The 20133-nt window shown below is 38.1% G+C and carries 14 protein-coding genes; 3 read left to right on the forward strand and 11 right to left on the reverse strand.

Annotated features, from left to right (window positions below; all coding sequences use genetic code 11):
• Positions 1–33 precede the first annotated feature (33 nt).
• Positions 34–2850, reverse strand: coding sequence for a carbamoyl-phosphate synthase large subunit (gene carB / locus BMY50_RS16225; protein ID WP_093326440.1), 2817 nt, complete (start codon positions 2848–2850; stop codon positions 34–36).
• A 289-nt stretch (positions 2851–3139) separates the two neighbouring features.
• On the opposite strand from carB, the gene pnuC reads away from it, so the two are divergent.
• Together pnuC and BMY50_RS16235 are read left to right on the forward strand one after the other, a co-directional pair.
• Entirely contained in the window at positions 3140–3739 is a 600-nt protein-coding gene (pnuC, locus tag BMY50_RS16230; protein ID WP_093326441.1) for a nicotinamide riboside transporter PnuC, read from the forward strand.
• On the forward strand, positions 3721–4257 hold the full coding sequence (locus BMY50_RS16235) for an AAA family ATPase (protein WP_093326442.1): 537 nt from the start codon (positions 3721–3723) through the stop codon (positions 4255–4257). The genes pnuC and BMY50_RS16235 overlap by 19 nt, the downstream gene beginning before the upstream one ends.
• A 37-nt stretch (positions 4258–4294) precedes the next feature.
• Here the strand turns inward: BMY50_RS16235 and BMY50_RS16240 are convergent, their stop codons facing one another.
• From BMY50_RS16240 to BMY50_RS16285, 10 genes are all read right to left on the reverse strand, one after another.
• The gene (locus BMY50_RS16240; RefSeq protein ID WP_093326443.1) at positions 4295–5344 is read right to left on the reverse strand and encodes a TerC family protein; all 1050 of its coding nucleotides are present in this window, start codon (positions 5342–5344) and stop codon (positions 4295–4297) included.
• A gap of 2 nt (positions 5345–5346) precedes the next feature.
• On the reverse strand, positions 5347–6318 hold the full coding sequence (locus BMY50_RS16245) for a polyprenyl synthetase family protein (RefSeq protein ID WP_093326444.1): 972 nt from the start codon (positions 6316–6318) through the stop codon (positions 5347–5349).
• Positions 6319–6452: 134 nt separating this feature from the next.
• A complete protein-coding gene (locus BMY50_RS16250; protein ID WP_093326445.1) occupies positions 6453–7295 on the reverse strand; it encodes a CheR family methyltransferase in 843 nt (280 codons plus the stop codon).
• A gap of 203 nt (positions 7296–7498) precedes the next feature.
• Positions 7499–11536, reverse strand: coding sequence for a response regulator (locus BMY50_RS16255; protein ID WP_093326446.1), 4038 nt, complete (start codon positions 11534–11536; stop codon positions 7499–7501).
• On the reverse strand, positions 11511–12650 hold the full coding sequence (locus BMY50_RS16260; protein ID WP_093326447.1) for an ATP-binding response regulator: 1140 nt from the start codon (positions 12648–12650) through the stop codon (positions 11511–11513). Before BMY50_RS16260 ends, BMY50_RS16255 begins: the two co-directional genes overlap by 26 nt.
• Positions 12651–12907: 257 nt before the next feature.
• Entirely contained in the window at positions 12908–13237 is a 330-nt protein-coding gene (locus BMY50_RS16265) for a hypothetical protein (RefSeq protein ID WP_202907860.1), read from the reverse strand.
• Positions 13238–13343: 106 nt separating this feature from the next.
• Positions 13344–13997 (reverse strand): ligase-associated DNA damage response endonuclease PdeM, encoded by a 654-nt coding sequence (gene pdeM, locus BMY50_RS16270; protein ID WP_093326448.1) that lies wholly within the window; start codon positions 13995–13997, stop codon positions 13344–13346.
• Positions 13994–16414, reverse strand: a complete 2421-nt coding sequence (locus BMY50_RS16275; protein ID WP_093326449.1) for a ligase-associated DNA damage response DEXH box helicase — start codon at positions 16412–16414, stop codon at positions 13994–13996. Before BMY50_RS16275 ends, pdeM begins: the two co-directional genes overlap by 4 nt.
• A gap of 68 nt (positions 16415–16482) precedes the next feature.
• Complete coding sequence (locus BMY50_RS16280; protein ID WP_093326450.1) at positions 16483–18081, reverse strand: ATP-dependent DNA ligase; 1599 nt, start codon at positions 18079–18081, stop codon at positions 16483–16485.
• A complete protein-coding gene (locus tag BMY50_RS16285; protein WP_093326451.1) occupies positions 18068–19081 on the reverse strand; it encodes a ligase-associated DNA damage response exonuclease in 1014 nt (337 codons plus the stop codon). The genes BMY50_RS16280 and BMY50_RS16285 overlap by 14 nt, the downstream gene beginning before the upstream one ends.
• Before the next feature lie 133 nt (positions 19082–19214).
• Between BMY50_RS16285 and dapF the strand changes: the two genes are divergently transcribed.
• On the forward strand, positions 19215–19994 hold the full coding sequence (gene dapF / locus BMY50_RS16290; protein ID WP_093326452.1) for a diaminopimelate epimerase: 780 nt from the start codon (positions 19215–19217) through the stop codon (positions 19992–19994).
• Positions 19995–20133 lie beyond the last annotated feature (139 nt).

Raw genomic sequence — 20133 nt, forward strand, 5'->3', positions numbered from 1 at the left:
AAGCTCCTTGGTTTTTCCAAGGAGCTTTTTAACTTATTTACTTAGATACATTGACTTCTCTGCATAAAGATGCCTGAAATATGGGTCATCTAGATCTTTAATAAAACGTATCGCTTCACCTGTTGAGCGCATTTCCGGACCTAATTGTTTATCAACATCAGGAAACTTGTCGAATGAGAATACTGGTTCTTTAATAGCATACCCATTCAGTTTACGCTCTATTTTGAAATCTTTGAGTTTATTTTCCTCTAACATGACCTTGGTGGCAATATTAATGTAGGGAACATCGTAAGCCTTGGCGATGAATGGAACTGTACGTGATGCTCTTGGATTTGCTTCTATAACATAGACCTTTTCGTCTTTGACAGCAAATTGAATATTCAATAAGCCTCTTACGTTTAGTGCTCTAGCGATCTTGATGGAATATTCCTCCATTTTCTCTTGCACCGCTTTTGATAGGCTAAATGGAGGTAATACGGCACTGGAATCACCTGAGTGAATACCGGCCGGCTCAATATGTTCCATCATCCCTATAATGTGAACATCGTCGCCATCACATATTGAATCAGATTCAGCTTCTTCTGCACGATCTAAAAAATGATCAATTAAAACCCTGTTACCGGGCATGTTTTTCATAATTTTGATGACAGCCTTTTCTAATTCATCATCATTGATGACAATACTCATACCTTGTCCGCCCAATACATAACTAGGACGAACTAATACAGGATAACCTACTTCATTAGCCACTTTAATTGCCTCTTCTGCATTTTCTGCCACGCCATATTTCGGATAAGGAATTTCAAGTTCCTTCAAAAGATCAGAGAACCGTCCGCGATCTTCCGCAAGATCCATATTTTCAAAAGAAGTTCCAATGATTTTGATACCAGTTTCTTTTAGCTTTTCTGCCATTTTTAATGCAGTTTGGCCACCAAGTTGAACGATTACACCTACTGGCTTTTCAAGCTCAATAATCTCTCGTACATGTTCCCAGAAAACGGGCTCAAAATAAAGCTTGTCGGCCATATTGAAATCTGTAGATACTGTTTCCGGATTACAGTTTATCATGATAGCCTCGTAACCAGCCTCTTTGGCTGCCAGTAAACCGTGAACGCAAGAATAGTCGAATTCGATACCCTGTCCTATTCGATTTGGACCCGAACCCAATACAATGATTTTCTTCTTATCGCTCGGAAGAGATTCATTTTCTTCCTCAAAAGTAGAGTAGTAATAAGGAGTAAGTGCTTGAAATTCGGCAGCGCAAGTGTCGACCATCTTGTAAACACGCTTGATGCCTAATTCGCTTCGGCGGTTATACACGTCATCTTCGCTAACATTACTTAACAACCAGGCAATTTGCCCATCAGAGAACCCTTTCTGTTTTAAGGTTATAAAAAAGTCCTTTGGGATATTGTTTAGCGTATATCGTTTTAGTTCAGTTTCCAACTCCACCAATTCCTGAATCTGAACAAGGAACCATTTATCTATTAAAGTAGCTTTTCTAATGGACTCCAATGGCACTCCCATTTCAAAGGCATCTTTTATATGGAATAATCTTCCACTACTAGGATGCTCTAAGCTATGCATAATTTCCTCTAAATTCCGCAATTGTCTTCCATCGGCTCCTAAACCTAGACGATTTGTTTCCAAGCTCTGGCAGGCCTTCTGAAGAGCCTCAATGAATGTACGGCCAATAGCCATTACCTCACCCACAGATTTCATTTGTAAGCCGAGCTCTCTATTGGCACCTTTAAATTTAGCGAAATTCCAACGGGGAGATTTAACAATTACATAATCAAGAGTAGGCTCGAAATAAGCGGATGTAGTTTTGGTAATCTGATTTTCCAGCTCATCAAGATTATATCCGATAGCTAGTTTAGCTGCTATTTTAGCAATCGGATAACCGGTTGCTTTTGAAGCCAAGGCCGAAGAGCGAGAGACCCTTGGGTTTATCTCAATTGCGATGATTTCTTCATTTTCTGGGTTTACAGAAAACTGTACATTACAACCTCCAGCAAAATTTCCAATGGCCCGCATCATCATAATGGCATGATTGCGCATTTCTTGATAACAAGTATCACTCAAAGTCATTGCAGGGGCAACGGTGATTGAGTCGCCCGTATGGATACCCATTGGATCAAAATTTTCAATAGAACAGATGATAATAACATTATCCTTACTATCGCGAAGTAATTCGAGTTCGTATTCTTTCCATCCTAAAACTGCTTGTTCAACCAGTACTTCATGTGTGGGAGATGCCTGCAGCCCTCTGCTAAGAGCGGCCTCAAATTCTTCTTTTTTATGAACGAAACCCCCACCAGTTCCTCCAAGTGTATAACTTGGACGTATTACTAGAGGAAAACCAATTTCTTGAGCTGCTTCTTTACCTTCTAAGAAAGAATTGGCGATTTGCGATTTAGCTACGCCAACACCGATATCAATCATCAGTTGACGAAATGCTTCTCTATTTTCTGTTTTTTCAATAGCTGCCACGTCAACTCCGATCACTTTGACACCATATTTCTCCCAGAGGCCCCTATTGGATGCTTCTATGCAGAGATTTAATGCAGTTTGACCACCCATTGTTGGTAGAACAGCATCAATTTTGCGTTCTTGTAATATCTGTTCAATACTTTCGGTGGTAAGAGGGAGAAGATAAACATGGTCTGCAATGACCTTATCGGTCATAATAGTTGCAGGGTTTGAATTGATAATAGAAACTTCAATACCTTCTTCTTTTAGAGAAAGAGCTGCTTGAGAACCCGAATAGTCAAACTCACAGGCCTGTCCGATGATAATTGGGCCCGAACCGATAATCAGCACCGAGCGAATGGAGGTGTTTTTTGGCATTTTATATGTTCAAAAAGTATAATTTTAAAAAAGAACGTTGCGAGAAAACAGGTTGGAAAGATCTGTTAAGAGAAGAGAATTTCCGACTGCTTTGTCGGAGTGCAAAGATAGGACTTTTTTGGTAAAAAGATTGAAAAAAATGTAAAAAAGGCTGGGGGTAGTAAACTTGCGATGTTAGCTGATTTTGATTATTTTTGATTCATAAATAATTGTGTTATGGCGAACCTGAGTGTTATCGACAAATTTAAATGGGACTTAGGCAAGATCCTCTAGTTAACGCTGATTAGTATTGAATCTCATCGATCAAATCGTCTCTCAAATTGCTCACACGTCTCTTCTTGAGTGGTTTGCGGTTGTTACTGGCTTCATTTGTATTTATTTAGCGGCTAAACAACATATTTTAAATTGGCCGATAAGTATATTCAGTGTAATAGCTTATGCTGTACTTTTTTACCAAGGGAAACTTTATGGCGAAACGATACTGCAAGGATATTTCTTATTTACCGGCATTTATGGATGGTATTATTGGGTTAAACGTAAACAGGAGCATAAGAAGCCAATCGTTCGCCTTACAGGTAGAAAAATGATAGTTGCGGTTGGGGCCATTTTTGTTTTCTCGATATTATTAGGATTGTTTCTACATCATTTTACAGATACTGATGTAGCCTATATAGATGGGACGCTGGCTTCTATCAGCTTTGTTGCCCAATTTTTAATGACAAGAAAAGTTTTACAAAATTGGATTATGTGGGTTGTGGTAGATATACTTTACATCCCACTATTTATGTACAAAGAATACTTCCTTACCGCCATTTTGTACGGCGTTTTGGCAGTTATAGCTTGGCTAGGTTACATGGATTGGAAGAAAACATGGAAAGCAGATCATTAATTAAAATTGCAGTAGTAGGTCCGGAATCTACTGGAAAGTCAAGCGTTTCAGAACGATTGGCAAGATATTATAAGACGGTTTGTGTGCCGGAATACTCGAGAGAATACTGCCGCAACTTAAATCGATCCTATACTTTACAAGACGAATTAAATATATATTATGGCCAATTAGCGCTCGAAAGAAGTTTAGAACCACTAGCTGTTAATAATCTGCTAATTTGTGATACAACCTTCTTAACCGTTAAAGTATGGAGTGATTATTTATTTGGCAGCACTCCTGAAGAGGTTAATAATAGACTAAAAACCCATCCCTACGACTTCTATTTGTTGATGAATATTGACCTGCCTTGGGAGGATGATCCATTAAGAGATTTCCCCGCACCGGAGCAGCGACAATATTTTTTAGAAGTTTGGACAAAAGAGTTGGAAAACTTGAAAGCAAGCTACCAATTGATTTCTGGATTAGGGGAAGATCGGTTTCTAAATGCAAAGAAGGCTGTTGCTCAATGGCTTAAATAAAATTTACCGATAATAAATGTCATACTTAATTTAGCTCTCATTCACCTTCAACCTTCTTAGGAAACATTAATGAAGCGATAACACTTACTGCTAAAATACCTATAATGATATAAAGTGAATGTGCGGTAGTGAAACCCCAGGCTTCGAGCCAGTGATGCCCCAACATTTTCGCTCCAATGAATACCAGCAGGAAGGACAAGCCAACCTTTAAATAATGGAATTTATGTATGACATTTACCAGTAGGAAGAACATTGAACGTAAGCCTAATATGGCAAAAATATTGGAAAAGAAAACGATATAAGGGTCTTTGGTGACAGCAAAAATGGCAGGGATGGAATCAACCGCGAAAATCAGATCTGTAAATTCAATTACCAGCAATACCAGAAAGAGAGGGGTAACGAATTTTTTTCCGTTTTCTTTGAGAAAGAAATGGTTTCCTACAAATTCCGGATATACAGAAAAGTACCTGGACGCAAAACGTACTACTTTATGATTTTTCGGATCAATCTCTTCTTCCTCATTGCGGTTAATAAACATCATGATGCCTGTATATACCAAAAAGACACCAAAAACGTACAATATCCATTCAAATCTACTGATAAGGGAAGCGCCTAAAAAAATAAATAAAAATCTTAACAAGATCGCTCCAATGATTCCCCAAACCAGAACGCGGTGATAGAATTTCGAGGGTACACCAAAGGATGTAAAGATTAAAACCATCACAAATATATTATCGACAGAAAGTGCATATTCTACGACATATCCGGTAACATATTCTAGTGCAAGGTTCTTTTTATATATTTCGATACTAGCAACAAAATCACTCGGAATCAGCTTTATGTTATGTAAGTGTTTTTGGGTTACTTCTTGGAGGTGTGCAAAATCTTGTATATCGTGTAGCTTATCGCCCCAAAATCTTAATAGGACATAAAAGCCAAGCGCAAATAAAACCCATACAGTACTCATGATGGAAGCCTCCTTAAAGGATACCTCATGATCTTTCTTATTAAAGAGCCCTAAATCTATCGCTAGCATCAAAATGATAAAAAGCAAAAAACCTAAAAAGAATATTAATTCGTTCGTCATGTTTACTTATTTCTCTCCGTGGTAAATCGTACTAATTGTTCAAGCCCAATTTTATATTGGCTATCGGGAAATGTTTTTAATATTTCAAAGGCTTCCGTCTGGTAGGCAAGCATTTTTTCTTTAGCATAGTCAAGTCCTCCACTTGAACGTACGAAATCAATAACTTCCGCTACCTTTTTTTGATCTTCGTTGTAATTCTTTACCAAATTGATGATATATCTTTTCTTTTCTCTATTTGTGTTGTTTAAGGCATAAATTAAAGGTAACGTTAACTTTTTTTCTTTAATATCTATACCTAACGGCTTTCCTACATCGTCAAAACCAAAATCAAAAAGATCATCCTTAATTTGAAAAGCGATACCTACCTTTTCACCGAAGGCATGCATTTTCTTGATGATTTCTTCAGATGCATTGGAGGAGGCGGCGCCACAAGCACAACACGATGCTATTAAAGAAGCTGTTTTTTGACGAATTACTTCAAAATAGACGCTTTCGTTTATATCTAAACGACGGGCCTTCTCCATTTGGAGTAGTTCTCCTTCACTCATTTCTGTAACTGCCTCATTTAAAATCCTAAGAAACTCAAAATCCTGATTTTTTACTGATAGTGAAAGCCCTTTACTTAAGAGGAAATCACCCACTAAAACAGCTATTTTGTTTTTCCACAAAGCGTTTACAGAAAAGAAACCCCTTCGCTGATAAGAATTATCTACAACATCATCATGAACGAGCGTTGCAGTGTGAACAAGCTCTACCAGTGCGGCTCCTCTATGTGTGGAGTCATTTATACCACCACATGTTCCTGCGGCAAAAAAAACAAACATGGGACGCATTTGTTTGCCTTTTCTTTTAACTATATAATGCGTTATTCTGTCGAGCAAAGGAACTGAACTGCGCATTGACTCTTTGAATCTTCTTTCAAAAATATCTAATTCTGCAGCTATAGGTTTCTTAATCTCTTCAAGTTTTAACATGTAAGCATATGATTTAAACTAACGTTATAAAGAAGGTTAGTTTTAGTTTTATGACCTTTTTACGGTTTAAATTTTTGACTTCTAAAGGCGTCACAAACATACTGAAAAAACCTTATAATATACTTGATAGAAGTTTAGTTTTCAGCTGCACTTTGTTGCTTTCGCCAGATTTTTGTGTTAGGTTCTAGTTGTTTATAGCGTGTAACTAGGGGGGAGAACAGGATTGTTTCTTTAGTACCTAGCGCTAAATATCCCAAGCGTGCCAGGCTGTTATCAAACAAATTGAAAACCCGTGCCTGTAAGTTACTGTTGAAATAGATAAGCACATTTCGACAGGTTATTAATTGGAACTCATTAAAAGAACTATCTGACACCAGGTTATGCTGGCTAAAAACTATGCGCGCGATAAGCTCTCTATTGATTTTTGCATGATGGTAATTCGCTGTATAATAAGAAGAAAAATCATCTTTTCCGCCAGCTTGAATATAGTTCTCGGAATATAATTTCATGGTTTTCAACGAAAGACGGCCACTCCGCGCCTGCTCTAATACTGCTGGATTTAAATCAGTAGCATAAATTAACGTTTTATGTAACAGATTAGCCTCTTTTAATAAGATAGCAACAGAATAGGCTTCTTCACCAGTAGAACAACCTGCCACCCATATACGAATAAAAGGATATGTTCCTAGGGTTGGAATAATATGATTTCTTAAGTGCATATAAAAATCGGCATCCCTAAACATCTCGGTTACATTTACGGTGATGCCTTCTATAAACTGTTTAAGATAATATAAATCTGATTTCAATCTATAACGCATTTCTGCAAAACTTGGAAATTTGTCTTTCGTATATAAGCGATTTACCTGTCGTTTTAAAGAAGCTCTGCTATAGTTTCTAAAATCATATCCATGTATTTCAAGGAGGTCGTTAATTAAAATTTCCAGGTCATTATCATGAATCGGAGGTACTTGCCACATCTCTTTATTTTATATGTTTTTTAATGACCTTCGTTAATATGTCGATGTCAATGGACTTTGAAACCTAATCGTTTATTCCAACGGCCAGACACTTTTCTTTATCATGGCTCATTGCTTGCGCCATTATAGCAATAAAACTGTACAAAAGGCCAAAATGTTTAGCGGCTCATCGTCTATTATTAATATTTTATGCGGATTACTGTCTATTGGTAGAGCCATACTCTTAATAAAGAAATTAGTTGATCAATATCCACTGGTTTGGAGATATAATCTGATGCCCCTGCTGCAATACATTTCTCCCGATCACCCATCATAGCCTTCGCCGTTACGGCGAGAATGGGGAGTATTTTAAATCTTTTATCTTGTCTGATTAGTCGCGTAGTTTCATAACCATCCATTTCAGGCATCATCATATCCATAAGTACGATGTCTACCTTGGCGGCATTTTTTTGTAAAAGATTAAAGGCCTCTTTTCCATCATCAGCAGAAATTACATTTATTTGGTAGCGTTCTAATGCTTTTGTAAGTGAAAAGATATTTCGTATATCGTCGTCAGCTATCAGAACAGTCTTACCTCTCAAAACTTCATGTAAACTTGTATTAAGCTTAGTCCTTTCTTTTTTTACATCTGTCTCTTTCGATTCCTCTACAATATGTAAGAATAAGCCCACTTCGTCCATAATACGTTCATATGAATGAGCAGTCTTTACCACGATAGAATCTGCGTATTGTTTTATCTTTATCTCTTCTGCGGGTGAAAGATCTTTTCCTGTAAAGATAATAACAGGAAGATTTTCCATACCGGCATCTGCTTTAATGGTTTCTAAGGCTTTGTAAGCAGTAGCATCAGGTACTCCCATATCGAGTATTACGCAGTCGGCCTCTTGGCTTTTCAATTTATCAACGGCCGATTGGATATCCTTGCTGATTTCAGTTTTTACATCGAAACTTTCCAAGTAATGTCCTAATGCCTGTGCATGCTTTAAGTTATCCTCAATGATCAATACCCTTCTCGGGCCTACAGAAAGTGCTTTTTCGACCCGTTTAAATATTGCACCGATCTCCTCAAAGGCCATTGGCTTTCGTATAAAATCTATCGCTCCTTTTGTAATACTTTCTTTTTTGACCTCATGGGATGACATGATATGAACAGGAATGTGGCGGGTTACGGGATTGTTTTTTAGTTCATCCATTACCTGCCAACCATTTTTTATGGGTAATTCGATGTCCAATAATATAGCATTTGGTAAATATTTTTCTGCTAATTTAATCCCCTCGTCACCCCGCACTGTAGTGATAACTTTGTACTTGTTTTTATGGGAAAAGTCCACAAGCGCTCTGGCAAAACTTGTATCATCCTCAATGATCAGTAATAATTTATCCCCCTCCTTTATGTGTTCCCTATCATCGTCTAGCTCATTTGGAATAATGGAGCTGATAAAAGGGGTTCTTTCTTTAATGTTAGGATGTTCAAGATTTTTATCATTTGTTTTTGGGGCCGACGTTGTTATTGACTCTTCAATTTCTGATATCGCTTCTTCAGGTAATGTGACAATGAACTCACTACCTTTAGTAACCTCACTGTTGATATAAAGAGATCCACCCAAGAGTTTAGCGAGTTCTTTACTGATAGATAACCCGAGACCGGTTCCGCCAAATTTGCGTCTGGTAGATCCGTCAGCTTGTTGAAAGGCTTCAAAAACCAATTGCTGTTTTTCGATGGGTATACCAATGCCGGTGTCGCGGACAGCAAAATCAATGTAATGCTCTTTTTTCTTATGTTTACGAACGGAAACAGTTACCGACCCTTTTGAAGTGAATTTAAGTGCATTTGAAACTAAGTTTCTTAAAATTTGCTGAAGTCTTAAATGATCTGTATTAATAGAATTTGGCAATGCTGGATCTTTCTCTATAATTAAGTTTAACCCCTTTTCGTTGGCCATTCGCCCAAAGAGCGATTGTATATCATTTAGCACCTCATCTAAAGTGACCTGATCAAATGTCAAGGTCATTTTACCTGCCTCTATTCTAGAAAGATCCAAGATCTCATCTATCAGGGTTAACAATCCATTTCCAGATGTTTGTATGACGTTGGCATACTCAATTTGATCTTCAAACAGATTACCTTCATTATTTTCACTAAGCAGCCGTGATAATAAAAGAATAGAATTAAGCGGTGTGCGCAATTCGTGTGACATATTGGCCAAGAATTCTGATTTGTACTTGGTACTAATAGCTAGATCTTCCGCTTTCTTTTGGATTTCAAGATTGCGTTCTAAGATCACTTGATTTTTGTCTTCTAATGCCTGCGACCTTATCTCAAGCTCTTGATTTGCCTCCAATAGTTCTTCTTGTTGTACGCGCAGTTCTTCCTCAGATGCTTGCAGTTTATTCGCCTGTGCTTCCAGCTCTACATTGAGGTTTTCTAATTCACTTTGCTGAACCTGCAGTTCTTCTGTTTGTGCTTGTGTTTCTTCCAGTAGTTCCTTAAGTCTAATTCTGCTCTTTACTGCATGCACTGCCGCGGCGATATTTTTTGAGATACTCTTGGCAAAAGTAAGCGTTGCGTCAGGTAGATCATTAATAGATGCTATTTCAATTACCCCTTCTATTTCATTTTCATGCACAAGGGGTATTATCAAAATCCATGATGGCTTCGTGTTTCCCAAGCTAGTGCCGATTTTGAGGTAATCATCAGGCAAGTTGGTTAAGACAATCACCTCTCCCTCCACAGCGGCCTTTCCTAACATTGTTTCCCCAAAATTTATTCTTTTTGAGAGTTGAGAAATATTTGTTACGCCGGTGCTGCTTAATAATTCCAAGGATTTATCTCTTCCATTCAGGTAATAAGTACCTATCGCTGCCTCTAAATAGTCAACCAGGGTTTTTAATATCTCTAAACTAAACTCTTGGAGTTCTCTTCTTCCAATAAGAAGACTGTTTATAGTATTTTCTCCTGTCTGAATCCAGATCTGCTGTTTATCCTTTTGTGAGTGCCGTTCCAGCGCATTTTTCATGTTGAGTAAAGCAGTTCCTAATACATCGTGGGTGCCTTTTGGATTAATTTGTATCTCGTAATTTTCTTTGCCTATTTCATTGGCTACCCGTGCGATTTCTTGATTGCTTTTATCTATACGACGGATAGAGCGGGCCACGACACCTAAGTCGTCTTTGGCAAATGCTGGAAGAGTGATATCTGTATATCCCATCGCTATTTTTGTGGCAGCTTCTTGTAGCTCGTAAAGATGATTGGCAATATTCTTAATTACGAGATATACCAGTGCGAGCACAAGTAAGATAGCAGCGATAAGAACACCTCTGGTAAAGTTTCGATCGTATAACTCATTGTCATAAGAGGTATTTGCCGATGTACTTATGTCTTTGATCGTACTTGAAAGACGGGCTTTTAGAAAGTCAATTGCTGTAGCAGAAACATTCCACCATTCTTCAGCATTGAATTTTTGCGGAAGCTTTTGGGTATCGTATACATCTTTTATGAAATCTAACGTATTAGCAACCGCGTGATTGTCTTTTAACTTGTTGAAATTGTTTTCCTTATATTGTTTGTCTAAGCTCTGCAGTTCTCGGAGATATGATTGTAAGAGCTCATAACTCATGTTAAATTTTGCAAAGTTAATGGTGTCGAGTTTGTCGTCAGCGAAGGTAAAATATATATTTAGGCGAAGCGTAGCTAAATAATTTATTGTATTAGATAATATTTCACGAAGTGCTATACGAGATCCTATTTCTTTATTTAAACTATTATAATCTGTTGAAACTGCTGTAAAACTACTAAGCCTTTCTGTGAGTTTTTGATAGTTGTTAAAAACGTCATCATAACTCATTTCTCTATTGTTTATTTTAGAACGCCAAGTAGGCAATTCATCGATAAAAGTATAGTTTGTATATTCTGCGTTCAGGCCACTGTCGATATAAGCATCAAACTTTTGAATAGCTTCATCTGTTTTTAATTGTTGTACACTCAATGCGCCATTTTCGTTTCCTTTAAAAAGATTACTTAGACTTAAACGCCGTTCTTGCTGTATTTGTTCAACAAGATCATCTGCTGTAAGGGCTAGGTTTATGCGCGTTATGAAATTATCCGTACCAATTATACGATCTGTTTTTTCTTTTTCAATTAGATAAAAAAAGAAAATTAGCACTATTAAAGGTACAAGTGCAAGCAATGCGAGTTTATAATTTAAAGGGATTAGGTTAAATTGATTTCTCCGTATCATCATTAGCTTTTTTTAGCGGTAACCTAAAATAAAATAAAGAACCTTTATTCAGCTCACTTTCCACACCATATTCACCATCGTGCCTTGCAATGATTTCCTTACATATGTAAAGTCCCATACCCAGACCCTGAAATTTATAGGAAGATTCTTCTACACGGTAAAACTTATCAAAAATACTTTCATGTTTATCTGATGGAATTCCTATTCCGAAGTCCCGAACGCCGATTTGTATTTTATTGTCATCAGTTAATTTGCATTCTACGAGAACTTCTTTTGAATTAGGGGCATATTTAATAGCATTAGTGAGGTAATTAAGTAAAACCTGTTCCAAACGCATTTCATCTCCCAGAATGGTTGCAGTGCACTTTCCTAATTGTTTAAATTGATGAGTAGGATACATCTGTGTAACATTTTCAATGGTATTTTCGAGCAATTTTTCTATTGAAATAGGTTGAAGGTTAAATTTCATCTTTCCGCTTTCTATTTTCGAGATATCCAATAAATCGTCTATTAAATCACGGAGTTTATCTAATTGTGTGCTTGTTTTTGCTAGGTAACTCTTATACTTTTCATTATTCCTAATATCCGGCAATCGCTCGAGTAATTGTATATAGCCCCTAACGCTCGTTAAAGGAGTTTTAAGTTCGTGGCTTGCAATACTTATGAATTCATCCTTTTTATTTTCAAGAATTTTCCGCTGCTCGATTTCTTTTTTAAGCGTTTCTTGCATTTCTTGCATTTCTTGTGCCTGTTCAAAGAGCTTGTAGAAGGTTTTTACCTTAAGGAGTAAGATATCAGGATCAAAAGGTTTGGTTAAATAATCAATTCCGCCGGTTTCATAGCCCTTTGTAATAAATTTTTTCTCTGTGTTTACCGCGGATAAGAAGATAATGGGTGTATCTAACGTTTTACTGTAACCGGAAATGAGCTCGGCTACTTCAAAACCATCCATTCCGGGCATCTGAACATCTAATATGATCAGTGCGTATGTTTTTTTTAACACTTTTTTCAACGCTTCTTCACCAGATGATGCAACATCTACTTCGAAATAATTAGATTCCAAAAACTTCCGTAACGAAATTAGATTCTCTTGTTTGTCATCAACTATTAAAATCATACTTAGACGGTTGAGCCGTTAAATTATCTGTTGTTCTAGGTTGAGAAAATCTCATATTAATTTATTACGTATAGCATACAAGTTTAATGATTTTTTTAAGATAAGACAAAGCAGCGCGAAATTGATATGTTCAAAATCATAGTCGATGCTCGATGAATGCTGAATAGCCAGCGCGACGTTAATCAGTCTGGTTTACTAACCGGAGGGGAAGAAACGTGCGTTGGAGTATCAAAGGAGGCACTCCAACGCATAAATGTTTAAAGAATTAGAATCAATACCAAGATAATAATAATGATAGCACCAACAGAGAGGTAAACGCCTCCGCTTCCCATCGCACGGGCTTTTTTATTCATTTCCCTTAATTCTTTGCGAAGAGCCTTTCTTTCTATTTTCGTTAGCGTTGATTTATCAATTGCCTTGATTTCCTCAACCCGTTTGCGCATTTCACCGATGCGTTTTGCTACCTCCTCTTCAGAAAGCTCAATTTTTTTCGAGTTTTTTTCAGTGCTTGCTATAGCAGCTATAGGAGTGCTAAAGGTGAATGCTAGCATGAAAATTGTTAAAAGTGCATAAATTTTAGATTTCATAAGGTTTTTTTTAGTTCAAATACAACAAATTTTACAACTATTAATACATTAAAGTTAATATTTGTTTGAGAAAAAAGAAAAATACTTACATAAAGACAAGAGTATATTATACTTCAACTATCTTCTGACTTGCTACGACAAACTGCTTTGCACGGTTCTTTGGAATTCTATAGACGCCTGTTAAGCTTCCAAAAGCAGGGAGTAATAATAGGGGATGTTCATAATGAAAACAGGGTAATGTCAATTTCTGTTTCGCTGAACCTATCAAAGTAGTCCCTGGATGTATGTGTCCGGCTACATTAATTTTGTCGGGAGGTATGTTCGTTAAAGGGCCATGTGAAAAGATAACGCCATTCTCCTCCAAGTGCGTCGGATGAACAATAAGATTCGCATCTGAGTACAGCTTCGAAGGTAATACGTCATGGTTGCCCTTTATCAAAATTAGTTGAATCGTAGCGTGCTGTTGGGCAAAGTGGAGAAAATATTGCCAAGAGCTATTTATCGTGCTATGAAAAAGATCTCCCAAAAATATAATCCGCACAGGTTGATATTTGTTAATAAGGCGCGTTAATCTTTCATAATCTTCTAACGTCCCCGCATTTGATGGTATGAAAATTCCTGCTTTCCTAAAATGTTCCGTTTTACCAAGATGTACATCTGCAATAACCAGGGTGTGCTTTTCAGGGAAAAAAACACCTTTTTCAGGTAATAAATAAACAGGTTGATTCCCTAACTGAAAGGGGAAAGGCTCATTTTTCATATTAACTGTGCAATAATCTTATTCAAGCGATCTTCTAAGGATTCGTTGCTAAAGCGTTCTCTAAAAGATTCTGCAAAGATAGGAAAAGCAAAGGGCGTAAGGTTGGTGGGGTACTTTATTAAAATCTCTTGGTTCGCAATACGGTTAAGCGCTTCAAAAAGACGGTTAAAATCCAATTGAAAATCAAAAACTTCATCATAGGCTTCTCTTAATAAGAGATTATCATGTTCATATTCCTCAAAAACTTTAAAAAATAAGCCCGAATTGGCCTGCAGGTGTTTTGTTTTTACTTTTTTTCCAGGGAACCCTTGAAAGACTAAACCAGCGATACCTGCGATGTCTCTAAAGCGTTTGCGTGCCATCTCCGTCATGTTCACGCTTTGCTGAATGTCTTCGCCCAGGTGTTTTACAGAGAGCAGACCCTCGTTTATTGCTTTTTCTATTTCAACCTCTTGATCGCTTAAGAGCTCGAAGCCATAGTCATTCATGGCAATTGAAAAAGAATACGACCGGTCTTTGCTAAGCCGATGTGCTATTAAGGCAGCCATCCCTTCATGCACAAATTTACCTTCGAAGGGATAGAAAAATAAATGAAAACCTTCTTTGGTTTGCGTTTTTTCGATAAGAAATCTGCTGCTATTCGGAAGAATGCTTCTTCTTTCCTGTTCTTCAAAAAGTGGTTTCAAAAAAATCAATTCAGGTTCTTTCCTGTCGGATGTGTCTACCCATTGGTCGAGCATATGCCTAATAGCAACCGACAAATGAGTAGACAAGGGTAGTCGGCCGCCCATCCAAGATGGAACAAGTCCTTTTTTGCGATTGGAAAGTTTAACGATAGCCTGTAAGTCTTTAACACGCAACAATTCAAGGTTTCTACCCGCAAACCAAAAAGTATCTCCCGTATTTAAACGAGAGATAAACCATTCTTCTATACTGCCAATATATTTTCCGCTAGGAAATTTAATACTCATCATCGTATCGCTAACAATGGCTCCTATGCTCAAGCGATGCCGCATTGCCACTTTTCTGCTTACCACCTTATAGACATCATTTTCAACAACTACTTTATGGAATTCGTCGTAAGCATCTAGCGTTTTCCCTCCTTGCGTTATTAGCAGAAGGCATTGGTTGAATTCCTCTTGCGTTATGGACGAAAAACAATGTGTTTTTTTTACTTCTTTATAAATTTCTGCTGCAGTAAAACCATCAGATACTGCTAGTGTTACTAAGTATTGAACTAGCACATCAAAGGAGCGGATGTAGGGAATGCGGTTTTCCATGAGTTGATTTTTTTCTGCATACCGTAATGCCGCGCCCTCGATAATTTCCAGCGAATGCGTAGGCACAAACCAAATGCTGCTTGTTGCCCCAGGTTGATGGCCGCTCCTGCCTGCTCGCTGTAAAAATCGCGCTATACCTTTTGCAGAACCAATCTGAATAACGGTGTCAACAGGCCTGAAATCTACTCCCAAATCGAGACTACTTGTGCACACAACAGCCTTAAGCTTAGCCAGGTGTAAAGCTTGTTCCACCCATTGTCTTATTTCTTCACTTAACGATCCATGATGCAAGGCTAAAAGACCTGCTAGATCAGGCTGTAATTTTAATAGTTCCTGATACCATATTTCTGCCTGCGAGCGGGTGTTTGTAAAAATAAGCGTTGTTCCACTACGATTTACTACTTCTAGGACTTTGCTTGCTAGATGGATGCCAAGATGACCTGCCCAAGGAAATTTCTCAAGATGATCGGGTAAAACCGTTGTAATTTCCGTCTTTTTTTTAAGATTTGCCTTAATAATCCGACCATTATTTTTAGTGCCCAAAAGAATGTCTGCCGCTTCATTTAGATTTCCGATGGTGGCCGATACGCCCCATATTTGAATGCTTGCGTTAAGCGTTTTTAGTCGCGATAACGCTAATTCGGTAAGCACACCACGCTTGCTTCCCAAAAGCTCATGCCATTCGTCAACAATAACAAATTGTACCTGTTGTAAACGATTGGCATATCCTTTTTGCGCCAACATGAGGTGTACACTTTCTGGGGTGGTTATGAGTATATCCGGGTGCTCAGTAACCTGTCTTTGTCTTTCTTTTGTGCTAGTATCCCCTGTGCGTAAGGCGATATCTAGGTTTAATTTAAGATCTTCGTTAACACGGTTTAAGGCCAGCACCATTTCCTGGGATAGCGAGCGGAGAGGCGTTAACCACAAACAAAAAGTGCCACGTGGAACTTTTTTGTTGGCATTTCTAAAGGCTAATAAGCGTTCTAATACACCAAACCAAATAGCATATGTTTTACCGTAGCCGGTAGGGGCATTCAATAAGCCGGATTCTCCTGCTAAAATTGCTTTCCATGTTTCTTGCTGAAACGTATGCGGTTTCCAGTTTTTTGATTTAAACCATTTGGGGGCTAACATTGATTTTAGTTATGAGTTGTCAGTTACTAGTTGTGAGCTAATAGTTCATGCACGTTCATTGTTGTCAATTATTTATCACCTTTGCTGTCTAACATTTTCAATAGGTCCTGTTTCGTATTCGCTTGATCGGCAATCTTATCCCTTCTCCATCTTAAAATGCGTGGAAAGCGTAAAGCTATTCCTGATTTATGTCGTGGCGAGGCACTAATACCTTCAAAAGCCAATTCAAACACTAAAGTTGGCGTTACTGTTCTGACTGGACCAAATTTATCAATTGTATTCTTTTTAATCCAGTTGTCTACTTCTAATATTTCTTTATCAGTTAAACCTGAGTAAGCTTTGGCAAATGGCACTAATTCGTTGTTATCCCAAACGGCAAAGGTATAATCCGTATATAAATTTGCCCGCCTGCCATGCCCCCTTTGACCATATACAAGCACACCGTCAATAGTAAACGGATCAACTTTCCATTTCCACCAGCTACCCCGTCTTCTACCGGTTTCGTAAATGCTATTCTTGCGCTTGAGCATGACTCCCTCGCATTTATAAGCTCTTGCTTCTTCACGCGCCTTTCGTACCTCATCCCACGAAGAGCAAGGTACAGGTGCAGAGAGCATAAGAGAAGTATTCACTACCAAACCATCTACAAGTTGTTTTAACAATTTTCTTCTTTCTGATAACGGACGATCTCGAATATCAGTACCTTTATACTCTAGCAAATCATAACAGATCATTACAAGAGGTGCAGATGCTAGGATTTTTTTACTTAATAATTTACGACCGATGCGGGTTTGCATAACAGCAAAAGGTAGTATTTCATCCTCTTTAAAAGGGAGTATTTCGCCATCCAGTACAGTGCCATGGGGCAGCGAATGTTTTAGAGGATGAAATTCCGGAAATTTATCAGTGAGTAAATCTTCACCTCTGCTCCATATAAATATTTCTTCGTTGCGAACGATTATTTGCCCTCTGATACCATCAAATTTTCGTTCAACATACCATTCATTTATATCCCCTAAACCTTCAGGCGCACCTTCTAGTTGATAAGCTAGAAAAAAGGGATAGGGTTCGAAGCTTTTTTCGCTCAATATATCCTCCAATATCAATTTTTCAAGATTAGTTTGATGCGGGTGCCAGTTTCCCATAAGGCGATGAGCTAGTTCATTTGCCGTTTTATTATATTTAATAGCAAGCGCTTTGATGACCAGCTGCTTTGATACCCCTACCCGGAAATTCCCGGTAATTAGCTTGTTAAAGAGAAATCGTTCAGATGCCGGTATCTCCATCCAACGATTGATAATGGTCTGCTCCTTTTCATCATCAGGCAAGGCTGAAAATGAGGCCAAAAATGTCATCGTTTGACTTAATGTATATAGCTTGGTATGTTGGGGTGGTGGAAGACATAAAGCAATTGTTTCGGCCAAATCACCTACAATGTGGTAGGATTCTTCGAAAAGCCAAGTGGGAAGTGCAGAAAGTTTATAGGCGGCCTGACGTAGAAGAGCCGTTTTGATTACGCGGCCACTTGATTTACCCATTAATAGGTAAATGCTCCATAAAATGTCTCCTGTAGATGCTTCATGAAAATAATCTACTAAAGCGTTCACTTTTGCATTTGTAGAAGTCGTTTGATCAATTGCTTGGAAAAGTTTGTTAAAGAGCTGCATCTGTATCCTCCCGCATTAATAAATCGTCTTCATAAAGTGTTTCGACCTCCACGGCATTCAATTTATGCTCTTCACGTAACCATTTAGCAAAAATTGATTTATAACCATGTGTTACATAGATGTTTTCGGCATTGGTGCTTAAAACCGCCGAATTTAACTGATTCCAGTCGGCGTGATCAGATAATACAAAGCCGCGTGCTACATTTCTTCGCCGTCTTGCGCCTCGTAATTGCATCCAGCCGCTAAAGAATGCAATTTCATAGGGATTAAATTTTTTAAGCCAAGGGCTACCTATCGCGCTGGGGGGCAATACTAGGAGATAAGGCGGTTTTAGTGTTTTTATCAAATCAAAAGAGGCATACTGAACGGGATAAAGTTTGTGTCCGGCGTTAATTAGCTGTTGTTGTATATTCACAATGGCTCCGTGGGCATAAATGGGCATGTCGAGCGCTGAGGCCATTTCTATAATTCTTTGTGCTTTTCCTAGAGAGTAACCGACTAAAAGTGAATTAACCGCTTGTTCGTTGTTTTTTTGTATCCATTCATGTAATTCTTGCTTAACAATAGCAGGTTTTGGAAAATGATATATGGGCAAGCCAAAAGTAGATTCTGTGATGAAATGCTGGCATTTTAAGGGCTCAAAAGCCGTCGATAGTCCATCGTCTTGAAGTTTATAGTCACCAGATACCACCCACACTTCATCTTTATAAGATAGCCTTACCTGTGAAGATCCTATAATGTGACCAGCGGGGTGTAGGGAAATGCTAATGCCATTGATCGTAATTTGTTCGCCATAGTTTAGTGTTTCGATGCTAATATCGTTTCCTAGTCTGAGTTTTAATAAGGGCGCCGTATCTGTGTGGCAAAGGTAGTGCTTATTCCCTTTATGCGCATGATCTGCATGGGCATGTGTAATGATGGCCTTATTTACGGGAAGCCAGGGATCTATATAAAGGTCCGCCCGTGCACAGTAAATTCCTTTGTTGTCAAATGTTAGCATGGGTAAAGAGAATAATTTTATTCAACTCCTTCATATAACAGTATGTTTCGCTAGAAGTTTTACAGACAGCAGACAGGCCCTTTATTGTATTAAACGAGCTTTTTGTCTAAGTTTGCCAATAAAAGAATAATCGATGAAATTTTTCAAATACCAAGGCGCTGGAAACGATTTTGTTTTAATAGATAACCGCAAGCAACAATTTGATGCGGATGACACCGCCTTGGTAGCTCGCTTATGTGACAGACGTTTTGGTATCGGTGCAGACGGTTTGATGCTATTGCAGGAAAAGGAGGGTTATGATTTTGAAATGTTGTACTATAATGCAGATGGAAATTTAGGCAGTATGTGCGGAAACGGTGGGCGTTGTATCGTTTCCTTTGCTAAACATTTGGGAATTATAGAAAATAAAACAGCTTTTTTGGCAGTAGATGGTGAGCATGAAGCCTCAATTAGTGATATGGCCGACTGGGTAAGTTTGAAGATGATCGATGTACGTGATATTGAAACATATGATGAGCATTATGTGTTAAATACAGGCTCTCCTCACTATGTGCAACTTGTTGACAAATTAACAGGCCTAGATGTTTTTCATGCTGGACGCGCCATTCGATATAATGATACCTACCGCCAGGCGGGAATCAATGTGAACTTTGTTGAAGCAAGAGACAAGGGTTATGCCGTGCGTACTTATGAAAGAGGAGTGGAAGACGAGACATTAGCATGTGGGACAGGTGTGACAGCTGTAGCGCTAGCGATGGCTTTACATCATAACCAAGTGGGTAACATCAATACGCCAATCAAAGCAATGGGCGGTGATCTTAATATCCGTTTTACACATCTCGGCAACGGAATATTTGAAAATATTTATTTAGAAGGGCCTGCGAAATTGGTGTTTGAGGGTAGTTTTTCTTAGTGATTCTGAACCCCAGAGGAATTTCTTTTGAAAATTTTTATGAAAATTTTTTGAGATCGTAAAACAATCTCTTAGTATTTGTCGTTTCTATATTATAACCAATTACTGTACATATTTCTATAGAGGTATAGCAAATAAC

Origin of the sequence: Olivibacter domesticus (genome assembly GCF_900109575.1) — a bacterium.
Taxonomy (GTDB): domain Bacteria; phylum Bacteroidota; class Bacteroidia; order Sphingobacteriales; family Sphingobacteriaceae; genus Olivibacter; species Olivibacter domesticus.

Coding starts and splice junctions, on each gene's coding strand:
- pdeM (WP_093326448.1), bottom strand. CDS start 13,997: ATGAAAAATGAGCCTTTCCCCTTTCAGTTAGGGAATCAACCTGTTTAT.
- BMY50_RS16285 (WP_093326451.1), bottom strand. CDS start 19,081: ATGCTAACATTTGACAACAAAGGAATTTACTGTGCACGGGCGGACCTT.
- BMY50_RS16280 (WP_093326450.1), bottom strand. CDS start 18,081: ATGCAGCTCTTTAACAAACTTTTCCAAGCAATTGATCAAACGACTTCT.
- BMY50_RS16250 (WP_093326445.1), bottom strand. CDS start 7,295: ATGTGGCAAGTACCTCCGATTCATGATAATGACCTGGAAATTTTAATT.
- BMY50_RS16275 (WP_093326449.1), bottom strand. CDS start 16,414: ATGTTAGCCCCCAAATGGTTTAAATCAAAAAACTGGAAACCGCATACG.
- BMY50_RS16260 (WP_093326447.1), bottom strand. CDS start 12,650: ATGATTTTAATAGTTGATGACAAACAAGAGAATCTAATTTCGTTACGG.
- carB (WP_093326440.1), bottom strand. CDS start 2,850: ATGCCAAAAAACACCTCCATTCGCTCGGTGCTGATTATCGGTTCGGGC.
- BMY50_RS16255 (WP_093326446.1), bottom strand. CDS start 11,536: ATGATGATACGGAGAAATCAATTTAACCTAATCCCTTTAAATTATAAA.
- BMY50_RS16265 (WP_202907860.1), bottom strand. CDS start 13,237: ATGAAATCTAAAATTTATGCACTTTTAACAATTTTCATGCTAGCATTC.
- dapF (WP_093326452.1), top strand. CDS start 19,215: ATGAAATTTTTCAAATACCAAGGCGCTGGAAACGATTTTGTTTTAATA.
- BMY50_RS16235 (WP_093326442.1), top strand. CDS start 3,721: ATGGAAAGCAGATCATTAATTAAAATTGCAGTAGTAGGTCCGGAATCT.
- BMY50_RS16245 (WP_093326444.1), bottom strand. CDS start 6,318: ATGTTAAAACTTGAAGAGATTAAGAAACCTATAGCTGCAGAATTAGAT.
- BMY50_RS16240 (WP_093326443.1), bottom strand. CDS start 5,344: ATGACGAACGAATTAATATTCTTTTTAGGTTTTTTGCTTTTTATCATT.